Genomic DNA, 26,268 nt, shown 5'->3' with positions numbered 1-26,268 from the left:
CAAAAAATATCTTAAATTGTGATTAAATCTACAAAAACTTGTTACAGCAACTAAAGCATACCTTGTTTCCAGCATCGGTAATCCAACTAGATAATGGTCTAACACTGATCCATCAAGAAATTGCCACTACCCCTGTAGTGGTCGCCGATGTTTGGGTACGAGCAGGGGCAGCAGTGGAGCCGAAATCCTGGTATGGTATGGCTCATTTTTTAGAACACATGATTTTTAAAGGGACTGCCAAACTACCCCCAGGAATGTTTGATCACCATATTGAAACCAGGGGTGGTGTGAGTAATGCCGCCACAAGTTATGATTATGCCCACTACACCCTAACTACAGCAGCTTCTTACTTAGAAGATACTCTACCGCACTTGGGAGAACTGCTAATTAATGCGGCTATCCCAGATGATGAATTTAGCCGCGAACGGGATGTAGTGCTAGAAGAAATTCGCTCCTGCAATGATAATCCCGATTGGATAGGATTCCAAGCCCTAAATCAAAGCATTTACCAAAACCACCCTTACGGGCGTTCAGTGTTAGGTAGTGAGTTAGAACTAATGCAACACTCACCAGCAGCCATGCGTTGTTTTCATCGTGCACACTACCAGCCGGAAAACATGACAGTAGTAGTTGTGGGAGGAATTTCTCAACAGCTAGCCTGGGAACTGGTAAATAAATCATTTGCTGAATTTACCCCAGCATTGGACTGTCCACAAGCTGAAGAAATAGTAGAGCCAGTAATCACAGGAATTCAGCGCCAAGAAATTTGTGTACCACGCCTAGAACAAGCCCGCCTCATCATGGCGTGGGTTGTACCAGGAGTCAAGGAACTGCACACAGTCTACGGTTTAGATTTATTGGCGGTGTTACTCTCAGAAGGCCGCACTTCCCGACTGGTGCACCATTTACGAGAAGAATTACAATTAGTACAGGAAATTTATTGTGATTTTTCCCTCCAAAGAGAATCAAGTTTATTTACCATTACTGCCTGGTTGAAAGCGGAAAACCTAGATCAAGTAGAGAATTTGATTCTGAGTCATTTAAATAATCTGCAAAATACAGGAATTAGTGAGCAGGAACTCGCCCGCATATGTAGGCTGGTTTGTAATCAATACGCTTTCTCTACGGAAACACCAAATCAGTTAACAGGCCTTTATGGATACTATCACACTATTGCCCAAGCTGAATTAGCAGTAGCATATCCTCACCATATTCAATCATTTGATACGCAAGAACTGCAACAATTAGCTAAACAGTTACTTTCACCCCATAATTATGCAGTTACTATACTTAAACCGTTTGCTGACCAGCATCACTACTTGTAAACACCTCACCACCTAAACAATAATTGTGAAATCTTGCCTATCTTCCTCTCCTGTTCACCGCACCGTATTGAATAACGGCATTATAGTTCTAGTCACAGAAAATCCTGCTGCGGACATTGTGGCGTCGCGGATGTTTGTCCGTGGTGGTAGTTGTTGCGAAAAGCGAGAAAAAGCGGGATTGGCCCATTTGCTCTCAGCAGTAATAACAAAGGGATGTGACGGACTTTCAACCTGGGAAGTAGCTGAAAAAGTTGAATCTGTAGGAGCAAGTTTAAGTGCTGATGCAGCCACAGATTATTTTTTGTTATCTTTTAAAACAGTAACTGCGGATTTCTCGGATATTTTAGCATTGGCAGGGCGTATGCTGCGATCGCCTACATTTCCCCAAGCCCAAGTAGAACTGGAAAAACGGTTAGCACTGCAAAATATTCGCTCTCAAAAAGAACAACCATTTACCATTGCCTTTAGCCAAATGCGTCAGGCGATCTACCAAAACCATCCCTATGGTATGTCAATCCTAGGAGATGAAACCACAATGGGCGGCTTATCACGTGCTGACTTAGTAGACTATCACCAAACTTATTTCCGTCCCGATAATCTGGTTATTAGTATTGCTGGGCGAGTCACCTTAGCAGACGCATTAACACTAGTAGAACAAGTCTTTGGCGATTGGGAAGTCCCCCCACAAGCCCTACCATTAGTTGACCTACCAGAAATTAACCCAGAACCACAGCATCGACTACAACCTTTAGAAACACAGCAATCCATAGTCATGTTGGGTTACCTAGGCTCTTCGGTAAGTTGTCCAGACTACGCCCCATTAAAATTACTGTCTACTTACCTGGGTAATGGGCTTTCCAGTCGCTTGTTTGTGGAATTACGGGAGAAACGAGGTTTAGCCTATGAAGTCTCGTCATTTTATCCCACAAGGCTGTATCCGGGTTCTTTTGTTGTCTATATGGGTACAGCAGCAGAAAATACCAGTATTGCTCTGGAAGGACTACGTACAGAAGTAGATTTACTCTGCAAAACAGAAATATCAGAAACTCACCTGCAAACAGCTAAAAACAAAATCTTGGGACAGTACGCTTTGGGTAAACAAACTAACGGACAAATTGCCCAAATCTATGGCTGGTATGAGACACTGGGTTTAGGTCTGGATTTTGATCAACAGTTTCAACAATTAATTGCATCTGTGAGTGTTCAAGATGCGATCGCATCTGCATATAAATATTTACAGCAACCTTATATATCTGTAGTTGGTCAAGAGACAGCAATTAAGACTGTATTTCCCAGTGCGCAGTGTTAAGTGGTACAATTCCTTTTGTATCACCTGTTTTTTCAACAAAAGCGAGTATAATATTATCGTCGGAAGTTTCTGGGAATATAGTCCATGCAAGTGAGGCTGACAACAAGTATCTGGAAATACTTTGAGTCACTAACAGCATTTCGTGGCTTGAACAAAAGTAAGTCTTATTATTTACTTCTGTTTTCATTGACGTTCTTATTGTTTAGCTCTGAGACAGTCAGAGCAGTTATAGTTTACCCAAAAATTGCTCAAGCAACAAATAGATCTCTCATTAGCCGTCCTACCCTTAAACTTGGTAGTCAGGGAGGACAAGTCACAGAACTACAGGCGGCTCTCAAACTTTTAGGCTTCTACTCAGGTGCAGTGGATGGTATTTACACAGAAGAGACAGCCGCAGCTGTTTCTCAATTCAAACTAGCAGTTGAATTGATTCCAGATGGCATTGTTGACGCTATTACTTGGCAACGACTATTCCCTCCGGAGCAAGTGATTATACCAACGATCCCCGGAAATCAGCGGTAATCTAATCTAGATACAACAGATGAAACATTTTTTACTAACTTGGCTGATTACTGCGGTAGCTTTGCTGATCACTGCTAATATTGTTCCTGGGTTATTCGTCAGGGATTTTGTCGCCGCCCTGGCGGCTGTAGCAGTAATTGGATTAGTAAATGCCTTTATTCGACCAGTTTTAAGCATTTTGGCCTTTCCTATTACCTTAGTCACCTTTGGTTTGTTTACCTTCGTGATTAATGCGTTAACTCTTTGGCTAGCAAGTAACCTCACCCCCGGGTATGGTTTTGAAATTGAAGGTTTCTGGCCTGCTTTAGTCGGTTCGATTGTCTTAACTATTGTTTCTAGCTTAATTAGCTATTTTCTCAGGGTAATTTTGTAGTCACGGATCATTAGTCGCCACAGCTACAGTTACCGACCCTGGTTCGGACTCTAAGCGAAAAACTCGTTTAGGAACTAATAATCTTACTTTTAAGTTTTCTGTTCTAGTTAAATGTGGGGTAATGTGACCAGCTGCAAGAATAGCAGCCGCCTCGGCTACGCTGGGAGTTCCCATTGTTTTGGCTGCGATTTCTCCGGGGTGGGGAACAGATACGGTGGACAAAATATTTGCCGAAAAGACCTTTAAGGGAAAATTGCCAAGAAGGCACAGTTCTATTAAACCAACTTCTGAGGCTTTGGTGTCGATGGTAGCAAGACCAGCAATGGTATGTTCCCGAAGTTGATTTTCTGCAAATACTTGTTGTATTGCTGTTGCTATCAAAGGCCGCGAACTACCCTTCTGACAACCAATTCCTACCCATAAATTGGGAAACCCTTGCTGTTGAATAATTGTGCCAATGATTCTGTCTATTTTCACAGTGGAGGATGTCGGGAAAATGTCCACGGGGATCAACTATAAAATTTGCGGATTGGATTATACCATGAAACTGCTCTTTATAATACTGTTATTCAGGATTAAATCTTATATATTTAACTTATCTAGCACAGTAGGAAACGCGAGAGTAGAAACATTTGTTCTGTTAAACTTTAGTGTTTCAAGTATGTCTGACTTTGTTAATTATTAACAAAGTCAGTTTTGTTAGTTATTAATCTTCCTATGAGAATAAATGCAGTCGCCACGTTACTCCAGCCACAATAGATATCTACTACATCTGTGACTGATGATGTTAAAAAACACCTCTATTCTTGTGCGCCGGCTTTTTGCAGACTCTGGGCTATATTCTGATACCCATTAAATTCCGCAATCATCAAAGCTGTATAACCGCCCCGATTTCTCAGATTTATATCTGCCCCTGCTTGGAGTAATATCTGTACAGCCTCACCATATCCCCTACACACAGCCCACATCAATGCTGTTGCTCCTGCTAAGTCCTGAAAATTTAGATTTGCGCCCTTATCCAGTAACAACTGCATTATTCCTGTGTAGTTATGTTGTGCTGCCTTAATTAAAGCTGTTTTACTATCATTTCCTAAAGTATTAGCATCAGCACCCCGGTCTAGTAACAGTTTCACTGTTTCCATATTTCCTTGGGATATTGCTAAGGTCAAAGGTATACCTAGACTTGTACTATTGATGTTTCCACTAGAACGCAATAATATCTCCAGAATTTGGCTATGTCCTTGAAGTGCAGCTACAAGTATTGGTGTATCACCCAGATGATTTCTGATTTGGGGATCTGCACCCCGGTTAAGCAACAGTTGCACCACATTAATGTAACCTTCTACAGTAGCTAGGTGTAGGGGGGTTTCACCGTCTTGATCTTGAAGATTTATTTCAGCACCTTGATCGAGTAAAGCAGATGCGATCGCACTGTGTCCTGCTGCTACTGCTGCTGATAGCGCGGTACCTCCATATTTATTCTTCAGCTTGACATCAGCCCCTGCTGCTAGCAATACTCCTACAAGTTCTAAATCTCCTAAGTCAGCGGCTATCATCAAAAGTGTCTCACCTTCTGAATCTTGGATGTTGACATCTGCACGATTTTGTATTATTAGTTCTGTTGCGCCTATGTTACCTGATTTCACAGCTAATTTCAAAGCAGTATCATGATCTTGGTCTGTGACATTTACTTCAGCACCATCAGCCAATAAGACTGCCATGATATTAATGTCACCCTTGAGTGTAGCCGCCATTAAAGCTGTACTGCCATCTTCATTAATTGCATTGACATCAGCACCTCTGGATAGTAGAAGCTGCACAACATCCAGTTGATGATTACTAGCAGCGAACATCAAAGCTGTCAAACCATAGCGTTTTCTGTGTAAGTTAATATTTGCTCCAGCATCTAATAGCAGTCGAACAATTTCAGTGTAACCAGAATTGGCAGCAAACATTAATGGTGTAGTACCATGGTCATCGCTAACGTCAACCTGAGCACCAGTAGCTAATAGACGACACACCTGCTTAATATCGCCACTTTGAGCCGACTTGAGCAGCAAGACATCCTTATTTTCCATGATGAATATCACTTGTACCAGCAGTTTTTGTGAATCTGGTTCTCCAACTTAGTCTGAAATTGTTTAACCAATTTGGCAAGAGGCAAACTAAAACAAAGGGGAACATATTTCACCACTGGCTACTTTAAGTACAGAAATTAGAGTTATGCTAAGTTTTATGAAGATTTAAGCATTGGGCGAGGACACTATGAATTTAGAACTGTCACCGGAACTTAAATATTGGCTAAACTTTTTCCACCCACTAACCATGTGGGGATTATTAGCACTATCCCTGTATGCTGCTTATCTGGGGCTACAAGTACAACGTACCAGAAGCGCTCAAGGAGATGTCAAGAAAGAACTGATTAAAGGTAAATACAACATTAAACACTACCAAGTAGGGTCTGTACTCTTAGCTTTAATGGTAACAGGTGCTATTGGTGGGATGGCCGTTACCTACCTCAATAACGGTAAGTTATTCGTAGGGCCGCATTTATTAGCTGGACTGGGAATGACAGGTCTAATTGCGTTATCAGCTGCTTTATCTCCTTTCATGCAAAAAGGAGCAAATTGGGCGCGTATAACTCATATTACCCTCAATTTCGGGCTTTTAGGGCTTTTTACATGGCAGGCTATTACTGGCGTGCAAATTGTCCAGAGAATTCTTAGTAATGCTTAGTCTTTAGCCATCAGCCAATAGTTATACTATTGGCTAATGAGTTTGAACTTATCGGTTGGGATGAGAATTACCAGGAAAGGGAATTCCTAGGGATTGATGAAAGTCTTCCTGGACTCTGCGAGTTAGGCGCAGGGAGACTTGACGGACAATTTGGTTAAGTAGGCGATCGCCTGTAGATTTGACTAAAGACTGGGGTAAGCGTTGAATAAATTTGGGAAAGTGAAGATTAACCATTAAATCTAATTCCCATTCCACTCGTGTGATCTGAGTCAAACCATTAGGTGAGTCGTTATAAGTATTTTCTACCAACTGTAGCGATGCCTGATAGTCTACATCATAGCCAGGCGGATGGTAGTCAGGAACAGGAATTGTGCGAATCCTGTATATTCCCCGGTCTGGAGGTAACAGTTCTAAACCAACTTTTGGCTCTACGTGATAACCAAAAGAGCCAAAGCGACCAATAATTAAAGCATAAGCATTTTCACTCAATCGTTCTACTTTCATTGGTTCAGCACAACGGGAAAACCATGCACCATGAGTTTCCAGATACTCGGCAACTTTATGGGCTGGGCTATTCATTACCATTGAGTCGCTATAATGACCGAAAAACTTAGTAACCGCCCCTGCGGTGGTTTGTGTAAGTGTATCCTCAGATTCTGTTAAACTTGAAGCTACTGGCAGAACTGTTTCTTTTATATCCCAAGATTGATATTCGCCGTTTGTCGAAAGCATCAATATGTTCCCCTATAAATTAGCCTTTGTCTACCAATTCAGAGTTCCCAAGTTACTGGTATGGTTTAGTATTACCATTGTGGCTGAAAACTCCAGAATCTGTCATAAACTTCATGAAATCACTAATGTTAAAGAACTGAATTTAACATAATTAGTTTCCCAGGATTGTATTTTTGTGAACATTGCTGATTTAATTACTTGGTTTGAAGCATGGGCAAATCCGACTTGGTGTGAAACTTGGGATAATTGCGGTTGGCAAATTGAACCGGGGGTGTTAGATCAAAAAGCCCGTGTGTTGGTTTGTTTGACACCAAGTTTGGCTGTAATGCAAGAAGCGATCGCTTTGAATGCTAATCTGATTTTTGCCCATCATCCTCTGATTTTTAGTCCTCCCAAATCTTTATGTAGTGGTGAGGCCATAGCAGAAATGGCAAGATTAGCTTTTAGGCACAATATTGGTGTTTACAGCGCTCATACAAATTTTGATCAAGCACAAGATGGAACTGCCGATGTTTTGGCTCAAATTCTAGACTTGCACGAAGCCACTCCTATAGTAGCGACACAACCAGGATTAGGCTACGGGCGTGTTGGTTTACTCCGTCCATGTCTGACTTTACAGAAGTTACTCGCTACTATTCAAACTCGACTCGCTCCTCCTCATTTAATTTTTTCGCCAACTGCTGACTTACAACAAACTATTTCCCGAGTCGCAGTCTTGGGAGGTTCTGGAGCCAGTTTTATTTCCGCTGTAGCTAAAACTCATGCTCAAGTTTATCTGACTGCTGATTGTAAGTTCCATCAGTTTCAGGAAAGTCGCGATCGCAATCTCATTTTAATTGATGCCGGACATTATGCAACTGAACGTCCGGCGTGCGAGCGCTTAGTGCAAAGATTTATTTCCTTAAATCTCGACTGGGTGCAGTTAAGCCACCAAGATGAGGACTTTCGCCAGTTTTTCCAGTAGTTCTCTCCATCATTGTTCGAGAAAATTTTCCCCACCATCATGCACACCCAGCTGGAAGTTTTAGCAGCCTGAACTTAAAACTGTTTGCCAATTATCGTAGAAAAGCATTAAGGTAGACAACAGAATGAGTTAAGATTAAATACATAGGGATAAATATAAAGCAAAGTTCCTGGATTTCCCACCAATGCCAACTACTACAAGTAAGCAAATCAAACAACCGCATTCACCGCTTAATTTGCAGTATTTTTTGTTACATATCTCAGGAGGAGATACTTGCCAGAAAATATTAGCCTGGTTAGGAGAATTTAGGTATTGGAGAAAATTGCTATGGATATCTCAATAGTTAGTTGCCAATTGTCAGAAAATTATCCCCTAATGCTGATGTAGCCAAAGGGATAGCGAGTGCCGCCGTTGCACCATTAAAGGTTATACCTTTATTAAGATAAGAACTATTACGCATTTTTACATCAGTAAATTGTAGTAGGTTCTGTCAGACGGTAAAACCCAAATTTCACAGGTTTAACTACGTTGTTTAAAAAGGTAGAAGCAGTACATGCTACACCGCAAGATCTATCAACTGTGTTGCGACGGGCGCGAGGTATGTGTATTCTTGCGGGACCAGCAACGCTGGATTGAACGCGCCCGCATCCTCGATATCGAGGGGGATTTAGTGACTCTACGGTATGAAACGGACGAGGAAGACGAGGTTTGCGCCTGGGAGGAAATGGTTCGTTTAGAAAGCATTGGATCTGTAAGCCAAAAGTTAGCTTCCGTACCACGCAGTAACATAGAGTTTCTGATGACAGAAGATTGTCCCGAATCAGAGCGTATTCATAAACATTCTCCGGACTCTAATCCTGAGTAGAGACGCAATTATTCTCCAGTCTTACCAGATATGATGGTTGACACTCCCACGGCTAAAAGCGCGTGGGATTCTTGCTTCAAACAAGATAAACTGCACCGAAAGGTGCTACGCATTTACTCGACAGCTAAAAGCCAGTGGGCTTTCTGCTGTTATTTTTGTAACTCAATGGGTGGAGTCAAAGGTGATTGAGGACTGATCATCTGAGTTTGTTACTATCAGGGGGAGATAAGCGTTCAAAAGCAGGACAATATCCCTCAAGGTTCACTTTGAAGTTATGTAATACAGAAGCAGGATTCCAACACCTTTGTCCTCTTTGGTGTCGGCAAGTACCACAACAATCTATATCAGACCAAATATGGCGATCGCTATTTGGCTGCTGTAGTTCTCTTGCAGACAATCCTCGCAATACTAGTTCTTCACCCTGCCAATGAGCCTCTATTAAACCAGTATCGGCAAACTGTTGCCAACGGGGATCATCTGTTATCGCATCGGGTAAGGTAACGGTAATGACTGTTCCTAATTCTGTAAGTTCCCCTTCATAGTTAGTTTCTGGGGGTGCGGGTTGTAAAAATGTCTCCCCTATTGGCAGTTCTACCACAGTCCCTGCGGATGGAGAATGGATGTGATAACGGTTTTGTAGTTCTTCTAAGCTAGTCAAATCCGCTAAGTATGCCGGTGAACCATGAACAAAAATCACGTGCTGGGGACGCAAATTATGAATTAGCTGAGTAGTTCCAGGTCCATCACTATGCTGGGCAAGAAGATAATTTTCGTCCTTAGTGGGTGCCGAATATTCGGTATTAAGTTTTATATCAATCTTTTCTGGTAACAGAATAACCCAAGGGCCAGTTTCCCGTTGGCAATATTGGTTTAAATTGGCTGTAGAGTCAGTCAGCACAATACAGGGAGTCTTACCCACAGTAGCCCTATGTTCTGGCTGCAAACGCCGGACTCGCGGACGCACTCGCTCATCCCAGAACAAGGGTTGATGGCGAGCAAAGTTCTGCACTGATGGAGGTAAGTGTGGCAGTAGTTCCAGGTAGGCATCGCAACCAGTAGCCACAGCACCATCAACCCAAATATCTATATTGCGTCCGGTGAAGTGATGATGAGAACGTAATAGCATCAACAATTCTTGACCCAAACCTAAAGCTGGAGTGGGAAGAAGCACAGAATAACCATCCGCTAGTGCTCGATTAATCCGCTCCGCCAATTGATTTTCCTGGTTACGGCGATGGGGATGACGGGATGTGCCATAAGTGCCTTCAATAATCAATACATTTAAATCTAATCCCCTTAACTCTTCTAAACGCAAACCCTCCACTAGGCGAGAGTTTGATAAGAAATAATCCCCTGTATACAGTAGTTTATAAGAGCGATCCTTGGTGATGTATGTCAGTAAAATTACTACCGCCCCCGGCAAGTGTCCGGCAGGAAATAATTCCACTACCAGACCATCTTGAATTTCCACAGGCGATCGCAACGGCAAGGCATGACAGAACTGAGGGATTGTCTTAGTATCTTGCCCTGGCCAATTTAACGGTAATAACTTGGTTGTTACCTCACTGGCATAGATAGGTAACAGAGGGAAAGTCCGATGTAAGTCCAGCAATCCTCGGGCATGATCTGGGTGGGCATGACTAACCAACACTAAATCTGCTGGTATGGCTGAGTTAGCCAAAAAGGTGGGCAATGATGAAGTGTCCTCTAATCCACAATCTAGTAGAATCCGATGTGGACCCATTCGTACTAATAAACACACCCCCTCATCATGATGCTGGACACTATAGGGTAAACAGTCTAACTCATTAGCCTTCTCCTGAGCATCAAGGCGGGAGGATGCCCACAGATTATCCCTCATTCTCTCCTGCCCTCTAACCTCACATTTGGGTTCAATACTCCCCAACAGCCACAGTTGCCATGGTTTAGCCATAGGCGAAGGTTATCCCAACTCACCCGGTCATTTTGCCTTTAGATATTATTCTTAATGTGCAGAGCCATTACCATGATAGTTTTCTGAATCATAAAATCCGTTTTTAGTGCCAAAGAAGAGGCACGCAAAAGTGAATATAACTGTCAATCCCACTAAAATCAGCTTCACATCCATTTTTTGCTGTTCCTCACTAAAGACTCTCTTATAGTAATAGAATGCTTGGGAAATCTGGCTGAATCACCAGAAAATTTTTACCATGCTTTTAGTGATTGAGCAATAACTAAATTCACTACAATCATTCAAATTGTATAACTTTTCTCGCCAACTGTCCATCCATGTCATGAGCTAGACATCCAGGTGGAATAAATTTTCAGAGAATAAAAATATATATTGATATTGTAAGTATTCACACATAGATAGACATCAGTGCTGTGATGACTCATCACCTTTTAAAAGCCAATAGAGAAACTTTACATCTTGGTGGGTTCTCTCATCTACTCACCCCGTCCTGACCGTTGACTCTGGTGACACTATAGACCTAGGAACTTACACTGGTTATTACGTTTACGACCAAGCACCACCGGAGTTTCTCACACCATAATTTCTGGATATCTGTGAAAATTTACCACCAGAACGGCAAGTAGCAGCCAGACCACATTTACTAACGGGGCCAATTTATGTGCGGGATGCCCAACCAGGCGATGTTTTAGAGATAGAATTACAAGCGATCGCACCAAGTTTACCAGTGGGTTTTAATGCAATTCGCACAGGTTGGGGAGCATTACCACAGGAGTTTAGTCAAAAAGCACTGAGATTTATTCCCCTAGATTTAGCTTACAATATCGCCGAGTTTCCCCCACAAAGGTGTTCATGGTATGTTATCCAAGCCGATTATTTCTAATCAAATCAATTTATAACAATTCATAAAAAATATGTCTCATACAGTTGTTCAAATGTTGACCATTGGTTTAGTTGCTGGTTTAACTGGTGGTATGTTCGGTCTGGGGGGTGGTGCAATTATGGTACCAGCCATGGTTTTATTCGTTGGTCTAGATCAGAAATTTGCCACGGGTACTTCTATTGCTGCTCAAATTTTGCCCATTGGCATTTTAGGGGCAGTAGTCTACTATCGCAACGGCAATATGAATCTTAAATATGCGGCAATTATTGCCATTGGCCTGATGGTTGGTAATTTATTCGGAGCATTATTTGCCAATCAGGCATTTATTAGCAGTGAAGTCATCAAGAAGTTATATGGCTTTTTTTTGCTACTCCTGGCTATGAGATATTTAGCAGGAAATTAGTCATGACGAATAGTCAATCTGGAGTGGGGTTAACGAGTGACTCAGCAATGAGTATTACCCCTCTCCCCTCAAGCACTTATCTATTGCACTGGTTGAGTGGGGAAAGCACCAGTTCGCACAGCTAAGTTAATATTTTGCCCATTGCGTCGCAATCCTAAGCGCAGATCTGCCCCAACTTGACTATTTTCCACTGCTTTCTGAATACTACTGGCTTCCGTGACTAATTGACCGTTTAGCTGTTGGATGACATCTCCCGCACGTAAACCGGCTTTAGCTGCGGGTGAATTGGGAATGACACGCATAATTAATACACCTTTATCTTCATTGACCATCACACCGCTATTGGGGTCTGAGTTCAGCCGTTTTTTGATTTCAGGTGTTAACTCTACCATCTGAATTCCTAGATAGGGATGCTCAACTTTACCTTTAGTAATTAGTTGTTGAGCAATCCTTTGGGCTGTGTTAATGGGAATGGCAAAACCTAGTCCTTGGGCTCTTTGGATAATGGCTGTGTTCATCCCAATTACCTGACCACGAGCATTTAACAAAGGTCCACCAGAGTTACCAGGATTAATGGCTGCATCGGTTTGAATAAATTCAACTCGCTTATCAGGTGCCCCAATTTGATTACTACTGCGACCGGTGGCGCTAATGATGCCTGTGGTGACTGTATTATCTAATCCTAAGGGATTACCAATGGCGATCGCCCATTCTCCCGGTTGCAGTTTCTCTGAGTTTCCCAGTTCTACAATCGGCAGATTATTAGACTCAATTTTGACAACAGCTACATCTGTTAATTCGTCCCTTCCCAACACTTTACCTTCAAAGCTACGGCCATCCTTAAGTATGACTCTCACGGACTCCGCACCAGCTACTACATGAGCATTGGTCAGAATACTACCATCACTACTGATAATAAAACCAGAACCAGTACCTCGTTGTACGCGGTTTTGTTGTTCTGGTGGTTGAAACCTGAAGAATTCCCGGAAGAATGGATCGTTAAATGCAGCAGGTAAGCGGTTGGTGACCGTTCGAGATGCTTCAATTCTCACTACAGCAGGCCCTACCTTCTGCACTACCTGAGTAATGAAGTTAGAACCTGTCGCAGTTGGTGATGGGATGGCAGCATTGACTCGACTTACTGCTAGGTTTGATGTTCTATCAGATATCTGCTCAGGGTTTCCGGCTACATAACCACCCACGAATGTCATACCTGATCCCAGTAGCACCAATGATAAAGAAGCAGCCACCTTTTTCCACTGCGCTTGGTTTTGGTACTTCGCATGAGTTTGTTCAGCTGAAATGATATTTAATGAGGAATCTCCATCATGTACTTGCTTGTTCATGGCTGGCTGTCAGAATATTGGGATGTATTACTAATAATGTAGATATTGTTTGTCAGGCTTTTGTTGCAAAGCTATTGGTCACTTATACAAATTTAGCCCGCATATGCGGGCATAAGTAATTATAGCTTGTAGGGATAGTTACTGTCTTGGGCTTAGGTATTGATTAATCACCTTTAACTAGATAACGCACTGCCTGCTCTATATTTTCTTGTTTAATTAATGCTTCTCCCACTATAACCGCATGTGTACCAGCCTCATTCATCAATGATAAATCAGCCCTGGTATATATTCCAGACTCGCTGACGATTATTACACCTAATTTTTGTAACTGCGATCGCCTGGCTGCCAGCAATTGTTGCGTAATACTCAAATCAATGGTAAAGTCCTCCAAGCTCTGGTTGTTGATTCCAACTAAGCGAATATCATCAAGCTTTAGTACCCTGTCTAGTTCACTCAAGTTATGAACTTCTACTAAAGCATTCATCCCTAAATAATGAATTACTCGCAGCAGGTCTTGCAATTCCCGATCTGTGAGAATAGCAGCTATTAGCAGTACGGCGTCTGCTCCCGCTGCTCGTGCTAGATAAATTTGGCACGGGTCAATAATAAAGTCTTTGCACAACAAGGGTAATGCTACCCTCTGGCGGATAGCGCGCAAATTTTCCCAACTACCATGAAAAAATGCAGTTTCAGTTAACACTGATATACAAGCCGCACCACCCCGCTCATAAGCTTTGGCGATCGCTATCGGATCAAAATCAGTGCGAATATTACCATACAATAATGATGCTTTTTGGATTTCTGCGATTAATCCAGGTTTGTAAAGATTTTGCTGTAAAGCAGTCAAAAAATCTCGCACCGTTGGCGCAGCCGTTAACTGGCGTTGCAAAGAAGCCAACGACATCTGTTGATGCATTTGCGCTACTTCTTGCTTTTTATGCCACACAATCTCTCTGAGAATCGGTTGCAGACGGCTATTAACAGTAGTCACTGGGTAAATCATTAGCTGCTATGTATCTGGAGATAGGGTGACTCAGAACAGATCAACCCTGAAATCTGGTTCCTACTGTTTTCAGAGTCTAATCAAGTTTGAATTAATGTCGAAAACCTCTTTCTTTTCAGGGTCTTTCGACTTAGATTTTTCAGATAAACAATTATTTTTTAGTAGCCGAATGTAGGTTCGGTAAGGTATGTAGTCTATAGGATTGTAACCAGAAAACCGTAAAATTAATACACATGCCCATGAATACTTGCCAGCAATAATTGCCTTGATAATTTGTTCAATTTGTTCTGTGTTAATTTTCTTCGCGGTTTGCGTGTGACAACTGTTATTTATTTGATGCATACCTTTCACTCTTTATTAATTTGGATTCCTATGATTTAGATTCGAATTTGACTGATGTTTTCAAATCAAATCTAAAATCCCGGTACTAATGCTCTGAGAGTATTCTTGGTAGTTTGATCCAATCTATGGAAGTTACAGCAATTTTTACTATCTTTATGAAAAACTTTAATATCACACAAGGGTGATATGTCACGACCATTAACCTGTATGGTTGAAAAATAGGGGTGGATTTAACTAGTGAGCATTTTTATATGTCTCATAGTTATCTAGTTAAACTAGCCCCTACAGATAAACCGTGTTGCAGAAGCAGCTTCCTTATTAAGCGTACTCAATTTTTAGCCACAGATATATGAACAATTTTTAGATAGACTTATATCTTCTTTCGCTTTTGTGATTGATTAGTCTGCTTAATCTTCATCCTGACCACTCAGATCAGTTCCAAGACTGGCAAAATTATATATCCTGAGTTTTATTCAAATAAAAAGTAATATTATGGCTGTCAATTTTAATATATTATGATATAATTCCTTTTTTTAAATCGCAGCCTATCTGATTGCATAACCGCAAGTATCATATTTTGCTGTATCTCTATACATTCACTCTTAGTAAGGTTTGATTTATCATCATTTTCATCCTGCAAAAGAGAATTATTTGTTACTCGATATTTATCTCAAAACATTAATTGTGATTATTTACACATAAAAATTTTACAATTTTTATAACCTTGGATAGATATTATTAAAACCCCGGGATAAATGTAAAATAAAACTATAACTCATGACAGATGAGTCACCAGATTATTTTATATTTCAATATATCCATGGTTAGATATGTCCAACCGGAAAATAATGAGAAATCAATTTATGACTAGGAAATTATCCATTTCTTCATATATTTCAAAAGATATAGGACAAAACTATGTAATTAAAATATAAGACTAGATTATGATGAGTATCATTTTTCAAGTATATATTTGCCTAATGCTTGAATATCAATGTAATATCATTAACCTAAATCATAGTGATAAATAATGTAGATTTATTATTAATAAGTAGTATTTTGATTACATAGGCATTAAATTCTATTTATAGAATTATGTAAATAAATCTATTATTCTTTGATCCAGTTATAATCTTTTATAAATAACATTAAATCGACTGTTGATAGCCACCAATGTAATGATATCTTATAAAAAAACTTGAAAAATGTTGTGATCAATTTATTAATAGTTTGATGAGCAATAGAGAAAAATGCCATTATCAATATAAACGGAGTTAGAAAATGACTATGAATAAATTTGATATTTGGAGAGTTAAATCACAATTGTATTTTATGGCCAAATGCCGTAATATAACTAAGGTAATCCAATCTATTACCTAGAAATTACGCTATTTTTAACCCCATAAGGCACCGGTTTCTAAATGGGGGATATCAAGTAAATAGATGAGCATCAAAGTTGGGAGCTTTGGCTATCAGAAGCCTGATAAGGTACTAGGGGGAACATGTACAAGTCGATGGAAAAGTTAAAAAAAACTCAGCAAAATTTACAAGAGGAAATTAATCAACTGAAAGAAAAGGAGACGCAACTTCAAAAATCCCTTCTTCTACTGCGTTCTACCCTAGAATCTACTGCTCATGGTATTATCACAGTAAATCTCACAGGGGATATTCTCAGCTGTAATCAGAAATTTGTAGAGATGTGGCAAATGCCCAACTCTCTGATGCAGTCCCAGAAATATCTTGAGTATCAAGCTTTTTTTGAGAACCAATTGAAAAACCCAGAAGCCTATTCCCAGATTATACGTCAAGTGTGCAATCAATATGACCGGGAGAGCTACGATATCCTGGAGTTAAAAGATGGCAGGTTTTTTGCTCAATATTCTCAGCCTCAGTGGCTGGACGAGGAAATTATCGGTAGGGTATGGAGTATTTGGGATGTGACTGAATCCCACTGCACAGCAGAACTACCACAGTTGAATAGACAATCAAACCTGAAGCAAACTTTAGGACCAATAAAACAACTAACTCAACTGCAAGGAGATTTTATCTCTAGGTTGTGCCATCAATTACGCACTCCCTTAAATGTTGTTTCATTTTCTAATAGCTTGCTCACAAGACATATTAGCGGTTGGAATGAGGAGAAAATACAACCGTTACTTGTTCATATTCAAACAGGTGTAGAAGAGATCACCAAGATGTTAGATGATGTTCTGTTATTGGCGAATGTAGAGGCAGGCAAAGTTAACTATAATGCCAAACCATTGAATCTGGTTGCCTTCTGTAATCAGTTAATTGTACAAATGCAGACAAGTGGTAGCCGCAACCGGATAAATTTCCTACCTCAAGGTGACTATTTAACAGTATGTATAGATCAAAAACTGCTCGAGCCAATGATCATAAACTTGCTGGATAATGCGATGAAATATTCTCCTAGTCACAGTGTGGTTGACCTTAAACTCTATTGTGAAGGTGGTAAGGTAGTTTTCCTGGTTACAGATAGGGGGATTGGCATTCCAATAGTAGATAGACAGCGATTATTTGAGCCATTTTATCGCGGTAGCAATATTCATCATCAGCCGGGTACTGGGCTCGGACTATCCATTGTTAAAACTCTTGTGGAGTTACAAGGGGGTGATATTGTTGTAGACAGTGAAGTTGATGTTAGCACAACCTTTAAGATAATGTTACCAATAGTAACATCCCAGTTATGAGTTTAGTAGACAGTTTGCTAATTTTTCCTTGCTAAAAATTCTATTAATAGAGAAATGATACAGGAATCTACGAAAACAATCCTCATAATTGAAGATGATACTACTACCCGAAATCTTTATTTAATGGGTCTTGAGGCTGTTGGTTTTAACACTATAGGTGCTGAAAATGGTTTGGTTGGTATTGAAAAAGCAAAAAACCATTTTCCTGATTTGGTAGTTTGCGATATTGTCATGCCGGATATGGATGGTTATGGCGTTCTTGATAAAATGCGTCAAGATCCTGTAACTGCCATTATTCCCTTTATTTTTCTAACTGGTAGCGATAATAAGACTGATGTTCGTAAGGGTATGGAGTTGGGTGCTGATGACTATATTACTAAACCTTCTACTTTAGAAGAATTACATAAAGCGATCGCTATCCGATTAGAAAAGCAATCTCTTTTGCGTTACTGGTATGCAACTGAATCTCATCAAATTCCAGAATCAGTAAGCCCCCACAAAACTTCTCCGGTTAAATCTAATTCAATCTTTCCAGACGTTCCCCATCTCAAAGAAGTTTTCGACTATATTGAAGCTAACTATCATCGAGGGATTACCCTATCTAACGTAGCTGATGCCGTTGGCTACTCACCAGCATACTTAACCAATACAGTCGCTAAAAAAACAGGTGAAACTGTTAATGGCTGGATTGTCAAACGCCGTATGGCCGCAGCCCGCCCCTTATTGAGGGATACTGATCAGACAATAGAGCAGATTTCTACAGCACTAGGCTATCAAAATGCTTGTCATTTCTCCCGCCAATTTCGGCAACATCATGGAATATCTCCCAAAAACTGGAGAAATCAAAACCAACCTTCTCAAATTCCTAGTATTGAGAAACTGCAAATTGAGAAAATTTACCCTGAATATAAAAACTATGCCGCTTTGGGTCTAGGTTAACTTTTTTTGGGTTTTGTCAACTGTTGCAGCAATAATTGCATTGCCAACCCTAACAAACCAATTGCAACTATACCAAATATCCCACTTCCCAAGGCAACTACACCCACCACCAAAGTACGAACGGCAGAGCCAATATTCACTACCATGGGGTTATCCGAATGGATAGGTTTAGTGGCAAAAGTGGTCGCTATCGATATCATTAGCGAGTACATAGCATATCCCAGTCCTCCGGACAACACCGCCCCTGAGATGCAACGTAAAGGAGTTGGTGGAACCTGATTTTCAGCTTCTGATTGTGTTACTTTTGGGTTACTCATTCTTGTTCGTATCTTACTGTCTTAGTGGGAAATTTCTACTTTACCCCATTGATGATGTCACCTGAATGCCATTTATAACAGTATGAGTCACAAACAATTCTAAATCTTCATCAGGAACTGCAGCCCGTATCTGTAGCTTAACTGCTTGTGCTTGTTTTTCAGACTCCACCAGGGCAAAAACTGTGGGTCCAGAACCAGACATCATGGTTCCTAAAACGCCTTCTTGAGCAGCAAATAGTTCTCGTAGTTGTGAGACTTGAGGATAGGCTGGTAAAACTACACGTTCTAAATCATTGTGTAGTTTTTGGGCAATTTCTCTTGTATCTTTATTCAGGATAGCTTTAACTATTGGTACCGAATGCACTGCTGCTGCCCGTGCTGCTAAATTCTCAGTGTCTATGACATAAGAACTACCAAATTCTTGGCGATAGGTTTTGTATGCCCAGGCTGTAGAAACTTCTAAGCTGCGATATTTGGCTAATACTATATATATAGTATCCAAACTGGGTAAGGGAGAAAGTTTTTCACCCCTACCTGTCGCAATTACTGTTCCTCCTGCAACGCAAAACGGGACATCTGAGCCAAGAGTGGCACCCAGTTCTTCCAATTCTGATTTTGTCAGCCCCAGGTTCCAGAGTAAATCTATCCCCACTAACACGGCTGCAGCATTTGCGGAACCTCCGGCCAACCCAGCAGCTACGGGAATATGCTTGTTAATTGTAATTTCCACGCCCCCATATTGAGCTAAGGCTTGAGGAAATTGCGTCGCCATCAGTGCTGCTGCTCGGTAAGCTAAATTACTTTTATCTGTAGGTACTTGTGGGTGGTTGCAGTTGACCCGAATCGTTTGATTGCTTAGGGACTGTACATTGATTTCGTCCGCGAGTCCGATACTTTGCAGTATCATCGCTAACTCATGATAGCCGTCAGAACGGTCGCTGATGATTTCCAGATACAAGTTAATTTTGGCGGGAGAAATTAGAGTGTATGAACGCATTTTGACTGCTGAATTGTAGTTACTCAATACCATATCTTTGTGAGGAGCCGCGCCGAACTTGTTTGTTTGTGTCCCTTGTGTTCTCTGTCCTTGCTCATACACAACTGGTATCAGTTGTTAATAAGTTGGCTAACGTTACCCATTGCTGAACACTCAGGTCTTCGGCTCGAACCTGGGGATTTATTTCTAATTGTTCCAGTAAGTGGCTCAGGCGATCGCGTTCCACAATGGATTGCAAATTATTTCTTAACATTTTACGTTTCGCCCCAAATCCCAGTCTTACTAAATTTTCTAATTTGCGGGGGTCAACTGCTGAGGTTTCTATTTGTCGGGGACACAATCGCACTACTGCTGAGTCTACTTTTGGCGGTGGGTAAAATGCACCTGAGGGAACCGTACAAATGAATTCACAATCAGCTAAATACTGCACCCGCACACTTAAGGCTCCAAAGGTTCTGGAACCAGGTTTAGCATACAATCTTTCCGCTACCTCCTTTTGCACCAGTAGCACTATGGAATCATAAGGTTTTGGGTTGGGGTGGGCGATAGTCCCTAACAACTTCTCGATGATTGGCCCTGTAATATTGTAGGGAATATTGGCTACTACTTTATTAGGTTTTTGAAAATTGGTAAATTCTGCTACATGAGATGGTAAATCTAAGGTGAGAAAGTCTCCTTGCAATAGTAAAAAGTTGTCTCTCTTCCCCAGTTGCTTGGCTAACTGTTGACACAAATCAAGGTCTATTTCTACTGCTACGAGAGATTGCACATGGGGTAGTAAACGACGGGTGAGAATACCGGTACCAGGGCCTATTTCCAAGATGCGATCGCTCTGACGACATTCTGCTGCTTTCATAATTGCATCCAGAGCCTTTTCGCTTTTGAGCCAATGTTGGCCAAAGGACTTACGCGGTCTAATCATTAATTTTCCTGACTATATCTGGGTCCCATATTTTTTTTAATTGTAGATATCTAAATTACCACGACAGCGCATTTCATCTGAGTTAGGTGAAAAAGGGTGAGCTAGATGTCTAGCCCACAATATTTATGATATTAAAGTGTATTTACTTGAAAAGTGCTGTATATTGACACTCTTCATGGCTAATGAATGATTCTTGGACTATAAAAAACCCTGGTGAAACTAACCAGGGTGAGAAGGAGAACTCGAATTGACGATGAGAGATACCGATACCAAAATCAAAAAATCTTAGCTAACCCCCCAGGAAATCAAAATTAAAGTAGTGACAAGTAATGTAGCAAACGCAGCTTGGAGAGCATATTGACGTTGCTGCTGTTGGGTGGGGTAGGTGGCGCAGTATATTTGGGGTTCCTTGGCGTAGTTATTGAGAATACCTTCTTCGTTAATAGTTGTGTACATAATTTTTTTATTGCGTTTATTACTTTATGTAAACTAACTTAACAAAATTATTACATTTTGTCAATCAAGCTTGACAAAAATCTTCGATACAGTAGCAGATGAGCTATCAGTGCGATCGCAGCAAAAGTCCGTCTCGTTGGTATTGCGGTCTAACCAAAGCTCAGTCTGACTTCTACCGAGACTAGGGGTAACCATCCTTAGAACATCTGGCATTGAGGACTGAAAATAGGAATAACTCAGGTAAAGAGCCAAGAAAAAACCAGGTTTTGAGATTTGAGATTCAACCAGAGGGGGCAAAAAGCGCTCAGAACAAGGGAAATAAGGCGCAGTAGGTGAACCCAAAAAAAAAGTTTGTCAAACCCCTTGACGAAACCAAAGAGAATAGATATATTAAATAAGTGCCGAGGCGAGAGCCGAAAACACCTGAACCGAGAAAACAAAATACTTTGAAAGCGAAACAATAACCAATCCTCGTCAAGAAGATTTAGTTTGGGTAGAGAAACCCAAGGTTAATCAAAAATTATAACAGGAATCCGAAATAAGAAATTATTAGGAGACCAAACTCTAAGGAAAACAAAACGGAGAGTTTGATCCTGGCTCAGGATGAACGCTGGCGGTATGCTTAACACATGCAAGTCGAACGGTCTCTTAGGAGATAGTGGCGGACGGGTGAGTAACGCGTGAGAATCTGCAATCAGGTCGGGGACAACCACTGGAAACGGTGGCTAATACCGGATATGCCGAGAGGTGAAAGGCTTGCTGCCTGAAGATGAGCTCGCGTCTGATTAGCTAGTAGGTGTGGTAAAGGCGCACCTAGGCGACGATCAGTAGCTGGTCTGAGAGGATGATCAGCCACACTGGGACTGAGACACGGCCCAGACTCCTACGGGAGGCAGCAGTGGGGAATTTTCCGCAATGGGCGAAAGCCTGACGGAGCAATACCGCGTGAGGGAGGAAGGCTCTTGGGTTGTAAACCTCTTTTCTCAGGGAAGAAAAAAATGACGGTACCTGAGGAATAAGCATCGGCTAACTCCGTGCCAGCAGCCGCGGTAATACGGAGGATGCAAGCGTTATCCGGAATGATTGGGCGTAAAGGGTCCGCAGGTGGCTATGTAAGTCTGCTGTTAAAGAATGAGGCTTAACCTCATCAGAGCGGTGGAAACTACACAGCTAGAGTGCGTTCGGGGTAGAGGGAATTCCTGGTGTAGCGGTGAAATGCGTAGATATCAGGAAGAACACCAGTGGCGAAAGCGCTCTACTAGGCCGCAACTGACACTGAGGGACGAAAGCTAGGGGAGCGAATGGGATTAGATACCCCAGTAGTCCTAGCCGTAAACGATGGATACTAGGCGTGGCTTGTATCGACCCGAGCCGTGCCGGAGCTAACGCGTTAAGTATCCCGCCTGGGGAGTACGCACGCAAGTGTGAAACTCAAAGGAATTGACGGGGGCCCGCACAAGCGGTGGAGTATGTGGTTTAATTCGATGCAACGCGAAGAACCTTACCAAGACTTGACATGTCGCGAATCCTGCCGAAAGGTGGGAGTGCCTTCGGGAGCGCGAACACAGGTGGTGCATGGCTGTCGTCAGCTCGTGTCGTGAGATGTTGGGTTAAGTCCCGCAACGAGCGCAACCCTCGTTTTTAGTTGCCAGCATGAAGATGGGCACTCTAGAGAGACTGCCGGTGACAAACCGGAGGAAGGTGGGGATGACGTCAAGTCAGCATGCCCCTTACGTCTTGGGCTACACACGTACTACAATGCTACGGACAAAGGGCGGCGACACAGCGATGTGAAGCAAATCTCATAAACCGTAGCTCAGTTCAGATCGCAGGCTGCAACTCGCCTGCGTGAAGTAGGAATCGCTAGTAATTGCAGGTCAGCATACTGCAGTGAATTCGTTCCCGGGCCTTGTACACACCGCCCGTCACACCATGGAAGCTGGTCACGCCCGAAGTCGTTACCCCAACTTTTAGGAGAGGGGGACGCCGAAGGTAGGACTGGTGACTGGGGTGAAGTCGTAACAAGGTAGCCGTACCGGAAGGTGTGGCTGGATCACCTCCTTTTAGGGAGACCTATACCCCTCAGATATCGAACACATAAAGTAAATAGATACTGAGATGGTCATTCCTAGGTCGGTCGAGATTGGTAAAAGCTTTCAAAGTATTTATGGTTCAGTTCATCAGCAGCTAATACGTGAGTAAAAAATCAGCAACATGGCATAGAGCCAGACTGCTGAGTAAAACTCAGCCAGAACCTTGAAAACTGCATAGTAACGCGAAAAAAAGCAGGCAGACACAGACAATCAAAAGAAAGTGTTTGCAGTGGAAAAAACCAATGTAAAGTGGTCAAGCTAATAAGGGCTAACGGTGGATACCTAGGCACACAGAGGCGAAGAAGGACGTGGTTACCGACGATATGCTCCGGGGAGTTGGAAGCAAACTAAGAGCCGGAGATTTCCGAATGGGGCAACCCTAAAGACTACCTGCTGAATATATAGGCAGGAAAGAGCCAACCCAGCGAACTGAAACATCTTAGTAGCTGGAGGAAAAGAAATCAAAAGAGATTCCCTGAGTAGTGGTGAGCGAAAGGGGAGGAGCCTAAACCAAGGGATATATCCCTTGGGGTAGTGGGACAGCGATATCGAATCTGGCGGTTAGACGAAGCAGCTAAATACTGCACCAAAGAAGGTGAAAGTCCTGTAGTCGAAAACTCAAGGATAGTAGCTGAATCCCGAGTAGCATGGGGCACGAGGAATCCCATGTGAATCAGCGAGGACCATCTCGTAAGGCTAAATACTACTGTGTGACCGATAGTGAACCAGTACCGCGAGGGAAAGGTGAAAAGAACCCCGGAAGGGGAGTGAAATAGAACATGAAACCGTTAGCCTACAAGCAGTGGAAGTCCGATTAAACGGATGACCGCGTGCCTGTTGAAGAATGAGCCGGCGACTTATAGGCACTGGTAGGTTAAAGCGAAAATGCTGGAGCCAAAGGGAAACCGAGTCTGAAAAGGGCGCATAGATCAGTGTTTATAGACCCGAACCCTGGTGATCTAACCATGGCCAGGATGAAGCTTGGGTAACACCAAGTGGAGGTCCGAACCGACTGATGTTGAAAAATCAGCGGATGAGCTGTGGTTAGGGGTGAAATGCCAATCGAACCAGGAGCTAGCTGGTTCTCCCCGAAATGTGTTGAGGCGCAGCGGTAATGAATATATCTGGGGGGTAAAGCACTGTTTCGGTGCGGGCTGGGAGACCGGTACCAAATCGAGACAAACTCAGAATACCCAGAGTACACATTGCCAGTGAGACAGTGGGGGATAAGCTTCATTGTCAAGAGGGAAACAGCCCAGACCACCAGCTAAGGTCCCCAAATCATCACTAAGTGAGAAAGGAGGTGAGATTGCATAGACAACTAGGAGGTTTGCCTAGAAGCAGCCACCCTTGAAAGAGTGCGTAATAGCTCACTAGTCAAGCGATCTTGCGCCGAAAATGAACGGGGCTAAGTGATGTACCGAAGCTGTGGGATTAAGCAATTAATCGGTAGGGGAGCGTTCCGTCATAGGTAGAAGCAGTAGCGGCGAGCAGCTGTGGACGAAACGGAAGTGAGAATGTCGGCTTGAGTAGCGAAAACATTGGTGAGAATCCAATGCCCCGAAACCCTAAGGGTTCCTCCGGCAGGTTCGTCCGCGGAGGGTTAGTCGGGACCTAAGGCGAGGTCGAAAGGCGTAGTCGATGGACACAGGGTGAATAATCCCTGACTAAGATGTGGGAGCATTGCCAGGGACGCATGAAAGATAGCCATACCCTAATTGGTTTGGGAGGGGTTTACGAACCCCGCATGGTGAAGGAAAGTGCCAAGAAAAGCTGGTAATGTGATGAAAGCATCTTACCCGTACCCGAAACCGACACAGGTAGGGAGGTTGAGAATACCAAGGGGCGCGAGATAACTCTCTCTAAGGAACTCGGCAAAATGGCCCCGTAACTTCGGAAGAAGGGGTGCCCACGAGAGTGGGTCGCAGTGAAGAGATCCAGGCGACTGTTTACCAAAAACACAGGTCTCCGCTAACTCGAAAGAGGACGTATGGGGGCTGACGCCTGCCCAGTGCCGGAAGGTTAAGGAAGTCGGTCAGGGGTTCGCCCTGAAGCTGACGACCGAAGCCCCGGTGAACGGCGGCCGTAACTATAACGGTCCTAAGGTAGCGAAATTCCTTGTCGGGTAAGTTCCGACCCGCACGAAAGGCGTAACGATCTGGATGGTGTCTCAGAGAGAGACTCGGCGAAATAGGAATGTCTGTGAAGATACGGACTGCCTGCACCTGGACAGAAAGACCCTATGAAGCTTTACTGTAGCCTGGAATTGTGTTCGGGCTTGGCTTGCGCAGGATAGGTGGGAAGCATAGAAGTACCCCTTGTGGGGGGTATGGAGCTAACGGTGAGATACCACTCTGGCGAAGCTAGAATTCTAACCTAGCACCCTCAGCGGGTGTAGGAACAGTTTCAGGTGGGCAGTTTGACTGGGGCGGTCGCCTCCTAAAAGGTAACGGAGGCGCGCAAAGGTTCTCTCAGCACGCTTGGAAACCGTGCGGCGAGTGTAAAGGCATAAAGAGAGCTTGACTGCAAGAGTGACAACTCAAGCAGGGACGAAAGTCGGCCTTAGTGATCCGACGGCACAGAATGGAATGGCCGTCGCTCAACGGATAAAAGTTACTCTAGGGATAACAGGCTGATCTCCCCCAAGAGTCCACATCGACGGGGAGGTTTGGCACCTCGATGTCGGCTCATCGCAACCTGGGGCGGAAGTACGTCCCAAGGGTTGGGCTGTTCGCCCATTAAAGCGGTACGTGAGCTGGGTTCAGAACGTCGTGAGACAGTTCGGTCCATATCCGGTGCAGGCGTAAGAGCATTGAGAGGAGCCTTCCTTAGTACGAGAGGACCGGGAAGGACGCACCGCTGGTGTACCAGTTATTCCACCAGGAGTAGACGCTGGGTAGCTAAGTGCGGAGCGGATAACCGCTGAAAGCATCTAAGTGGGAAGCCCACCTCAAGATGAGTGCTCTCACTACTTAAGTAGGTAAGGTCACGGGCAGAACACCCGTTTATAGGCTCTAAGTGGAAGTACAGTAATGTATGTAGCTGAGGAGTCCTAACAGACCGAGGGCTTGACCTCATT

Annotated in this window: 21 protein-coding genes, 2 rRNA genes and 1 pseudogene; 13 read left to right on the top strand and 11 right to left on the bottom strand. The window is 42.8% G+C overall.

The features are described from left to right. Positions 1-62: 62 nt before the first annotated feature. From IM676_RS07590 to IM676_RS07575, 4 genes are all read left to right on the top strand, one after another. Positions 63-1,325, top strand: coding sequence for a M16 family metallopeptidase (locus IM676_RS07590; protein ID WP_200990121.1), 1,263 nt, complete (start codon positions 63-65; stop codon positions 1,323-1,325). Positions 1,326-1,350: 25 nt separating this feature from the next. Then, entirely contained in the window at positions 1,351-2,634 is a 1,284-nt protein-coding gene (locus tag IM676_RS07585; RefSeq protein WP_200989631.1) for a M16 family metallopeptidase, read from the top strand. Positions 2,635-2,718: 84 nt separating this feature from the next. Continuing rightward, a complete protein-coding gene (locus IM676_RS07580; protein WP_200989630.1) occupies positions 2,719-3,156 on the top strand; it encodes a peptidoglycan-binding domain-containing protein in 438 nt (145 codons plus the stop codon). 19 nt (positions 3,157-3,175) lie between these two features. Beyond that, the gene (locus tag IM676_RS07575) at positions 3,176-3,529 is read left to right on the top strand and encodes a phage holin family protein (protein WP_200989629.1); all 354 of its coding nucleotides are present in this window, start codon (positions 3,176-3,178) and stop codon (positions 3,527-3,529) included. Here the strand turns inward: IM676_RS07575 and IM676_RS07570 are convergent, their stop codons facing one another. Both IM676_RS07570 and IM676_RS07565 read right to left on the bottom strand, forming a co-directional pair. After that, positions 3,530-4,006: a cobalamin biosynthesis protein gene (locus IM676_RS07570; RefSeq protein ID WP_225880472.1), complete on the bottom strand. Its 477-nt coding sequence runs from the start codon at positions 4,004-4,006 to the stop codon at positions 3,530-3,532. It abuts the gene before it with no gap. Between the two features lie 323 nt (positions 4,007-4,329). After that, positions 4,330-5,607, bottom strand: coding sequence for an ankyrin repeat domain-containing protein (locus tag IM676_RS07565; RefSeq protein ID WP_200989628.1), 1,278 nt, complete (start codon positions 5,605-5,607; stop codon positions 4,330-4,332). 187 nt (positions 5,608-5,794) lie between these two features. Here IM676_RS07565 and IM676_RS07560 point away from each other — a divergent pair, with 187 nt between their 5' ends. Beyond that, positions 5,795-6,265, top strand: coding sequence for a DUF4079 domain-containing protein (locus tag IM676_RS07560; protein WP_200989627.1), 471 nt, complete (start codon positions 5,795-5,797; stop codon positions 6,263-6,265). A 48-nt stretch (positions 6,266-6,313) separates the two neighbouring features. Here the strand turns inward: IM676_RS07560 and IM676_RS07555 are convergent, their stop codons facing one another. Further along, positions 6,314-6,997 carry a DUF1997 domain-containing protein gene (locus IM676_RS07555; protein WP_200989626.1) on the bottom strand — a complete coding sequence of 228 codons (684 nt, stop codon included), beginning with the start codon at positions 6,995-6,997 and terminating at the stop codon, positions 6,314-6,316. 175 nt (positions 6,998-7,172) lie between these two features. On the opposite strand from IM676_RS07555, the gene IM676_RS07550 reads away from it, so the two are divergent. Next, the gene (locus IM676_RS07550; RefSeq protein WP_200989625.1) at positions 7,173-7,961 is read left to right on the top strand and encodes a Nif3-like dinuclear metal center hexameric protein; all 789 of its coding nucleotides are present in this window, start codon (positions 7,173-7,175) and stop codon (positions 7,959-7,961) included. 553 nt (positions 7,962-8,514) lie between these two features. After that, positions 8,515-8,826, top strand: coding sequence for a DUF6679 family protein (locus IM676_RS07545; RefSeq protein WP_200989624.1), 312 nt, complete (start codon positions 8,515-8,517; stop codon positions 8,824-8,826). A gap of 196 nt (positions 8,827-9,022) precedes the next feature. Here the strand turns inward: IM676_RS07545 and IM676_RS07540 are convergent, their stop codons facing one another. Then, the gene (locus IM676_RS07540; RefSeq protein ID WP_200990119.1) at positions 9,023-10,687 is read right to left on the bottom strand and encodes an MBL fold metallo-hydrolase; all 1,665 of its coding nucleotides are present in this window, start codon (positions 10,685-10,687) and stop codon (positions 9,023-9,025) included. Between the two features lie 506 nt (positions 10,688-11,193). Here IM676_RS07540 and IM676_RS07535 point away from each other — a divergent pair. After that, a pseudogene (locus tag IM676_RS07535) lies at positions 11,194-11,615 on the top strand (acetamidase/formamidase family protein); the annotation flags it as partial. 76 nt (positions 11,616-11,691) lie between these two features. Next, a complete protein-coding gene (locus IM676_RS07530; protein WP_200989623.1) occupies positions 11,692-12,063 on the top strand; it encodes a sulfite exporter TauE/SafE family protein in 372 nt (123 codons plus the stop codon). A gap of 80 nt (positions 12,064-12,143) precedes the next feature. On the opposite strand, the gene IM676_RS07525 is transcribed toward IM676_RS07530, so the two are convergent. The 3 genes from IM676_RS07525 to IM676_RS07515 form a co-directional block, all read right to left on the bottom strand. After that, positions 12,144-13,409 carry an HhoA/HhoB/HtrA family serine endopeptidase gene (locus tag IM676_RS07525; RefSeq protein ID WP_200989622.1) on the bottom strand — a complete coding sequence of 422 codons (1,266 nt, stop codon included), beginning with the start codon at positions 13,407-13,409 and terminating at the stop codon, positions 12,144-12,146. A 163-nt stretch (positions 13,410-13,572) separates the two neighbouring features. After that, positions 13,573-14,412 (bottom strand): indole-3-glycerol phosphate synthase TrpC, encoded by an 840-nt coding sequence (gene trpC, locus IM676_RS07520; protein WP_200989621.1) that lies wholly within the window; start codon positions 14,410-14,412, stop codon positions 13,573-13,575. Between the two features lie 69 nt (positions 14,413-14,481). Next, positions 14,482-14,754, bottom strand: a complete 273-nt coding sequence (locus IM676_RS07515) for a HetP family heterocyst commitment protein (protein ID WP_200990118.1) — start codon at positions 14,752-14,754, stop codon at positions 14,482-14,484. A 1,514-nt stretch (positions 14,755-16,268) separates the two neighbouring features. Between IM676_RS07515 and IM676_RS07510 the strand changes: the two genes are divergently transcribed. Both IM676_RS07510 and IM676_RS07505 read left to right on the top strand, forming a co-directional pair. Continuing rightward, a complete protein-coding gene (locus tag IM676_RS07510) occupies positions 16,269-17,465 on the top strand; it encodes a PAS domain-containing sensor histidine kinase (protein WP_200989620.1) in 1,197 nt (398 codons plus the stop codon). A gap of 54 nt (positions 17,466-17,519) precedes the next feature. Further along, positions 17,520-18,404, top strand: coding sequence for a response regulator transcription factor (locus IM676_RS07505; protein ID WP_200989619.1), 885 nt, complete (start codon positions 17,520-17,522; stop codon positions 18,402-18,404). On the opposite strand, the gene IM676_RS07500 is transcribed toward IM676_RS07505, so the two are convergent. The 4 genes from IM676_RS07500 to psb34 all read right to left on the bottom strand — a co-directional run bounded on the left by IM676_RS07500 (position 18,401) and on the right by psb34 (position 21,096). Further along, on the bottom strand, positions 18,401-18,721 hold the full coding sequence (locus tag IM676_RS07500) for a DUF3082 domain-containing protein (RefSeq protein WP_200989618.1): 321 nt from the start codon (positions 18,719-18,721) through the stop codon (positions 18,401-18,403). The genes IM676_RS07505 and IM676_RS07500 overlap by 4 nt on opposite strands. Positions 18,722-18,761: 40 nt before the next feature. Beyond that, positions 18,762-19,718 carry a 4-(cytidine 5'-diphospho)-2-C-methyl-D-erythritol kinase gene (gene ispE, locus IM676_RS07495; protein WP_200989617.1) on the bottom strand — a complete coding sequence of 319 codons (957 nt, stop codon included), beginning with the start codon at positions 19,716-19,718 and terminating at the stop codon, positions 18,762-18,764. 94 nt (positions 19,719-19,812) lie between these two features. Beyond that, positions 19,813-20,640: a 16S rRNA (adenine(1518)-N(6)/adenine(1519)-N(6))-dimethyltransferase RsmA gene (gene rsmA / locus IM676_RS07490; RefSeq protein ID WP_200989616.1), complete on the bottom strand. Its 828-nt coding sequence runs from the start codon at positions 20,638-20,640 to the stop codon at positions 19,813-19,815. 285 nt (positions 20,641-20,925) lie between these two features. Continuing rightward, complete coding sequence (gene psb34 / locus IM676_RS07485) at positions 20,926-21,096, bottom strand: photosystem II assembly protein Psb34 (RefSeq protein ID WP_200989615.1); 171 nt, start codon at positions 21,094-21,096, stop codon at positions 20,926-20,928. Between the two features lie 575 nt (positions 21,097-21,671). Between psb34 and IM676_RS07480 the strand changes: the two genes are divergently transcribed. Together IM676_RS07480 and IM676_RS07475 are read left to right on the top strand one after the other, a co-directional pair. Further along, positions 21,672-23,160 (top strand): 16S ribosomal RNA (locus IM676_RS07480). Between the two features lie 280 nt (positions 23,161-23,440). Beyond that, positions 23,441-26,265, top strand: a 23S ribosomal RNA gene (locus tag IM676_RS07475). The 16S and 23S rRNA genes sit together here, the layout of an rRNA operon. Positions 26,266-26,268 lie beyond the last annotated feature (3 nt).

It is taken from the genome of Anabaenopsis elenkinii CCIBt3563 (assembly GCF_015245355.1).
GTDB classification, from domain to species: Bacteria; Cyanobacteriota; Cyanobacteriia; order Cyanobacteriales; family Nostocaceae; genus Anabaenopsis; species Anabaenopsis elenkinii.
This window is presented reverse-complemented; position numbering and strand designations above follow the sequence as displayed.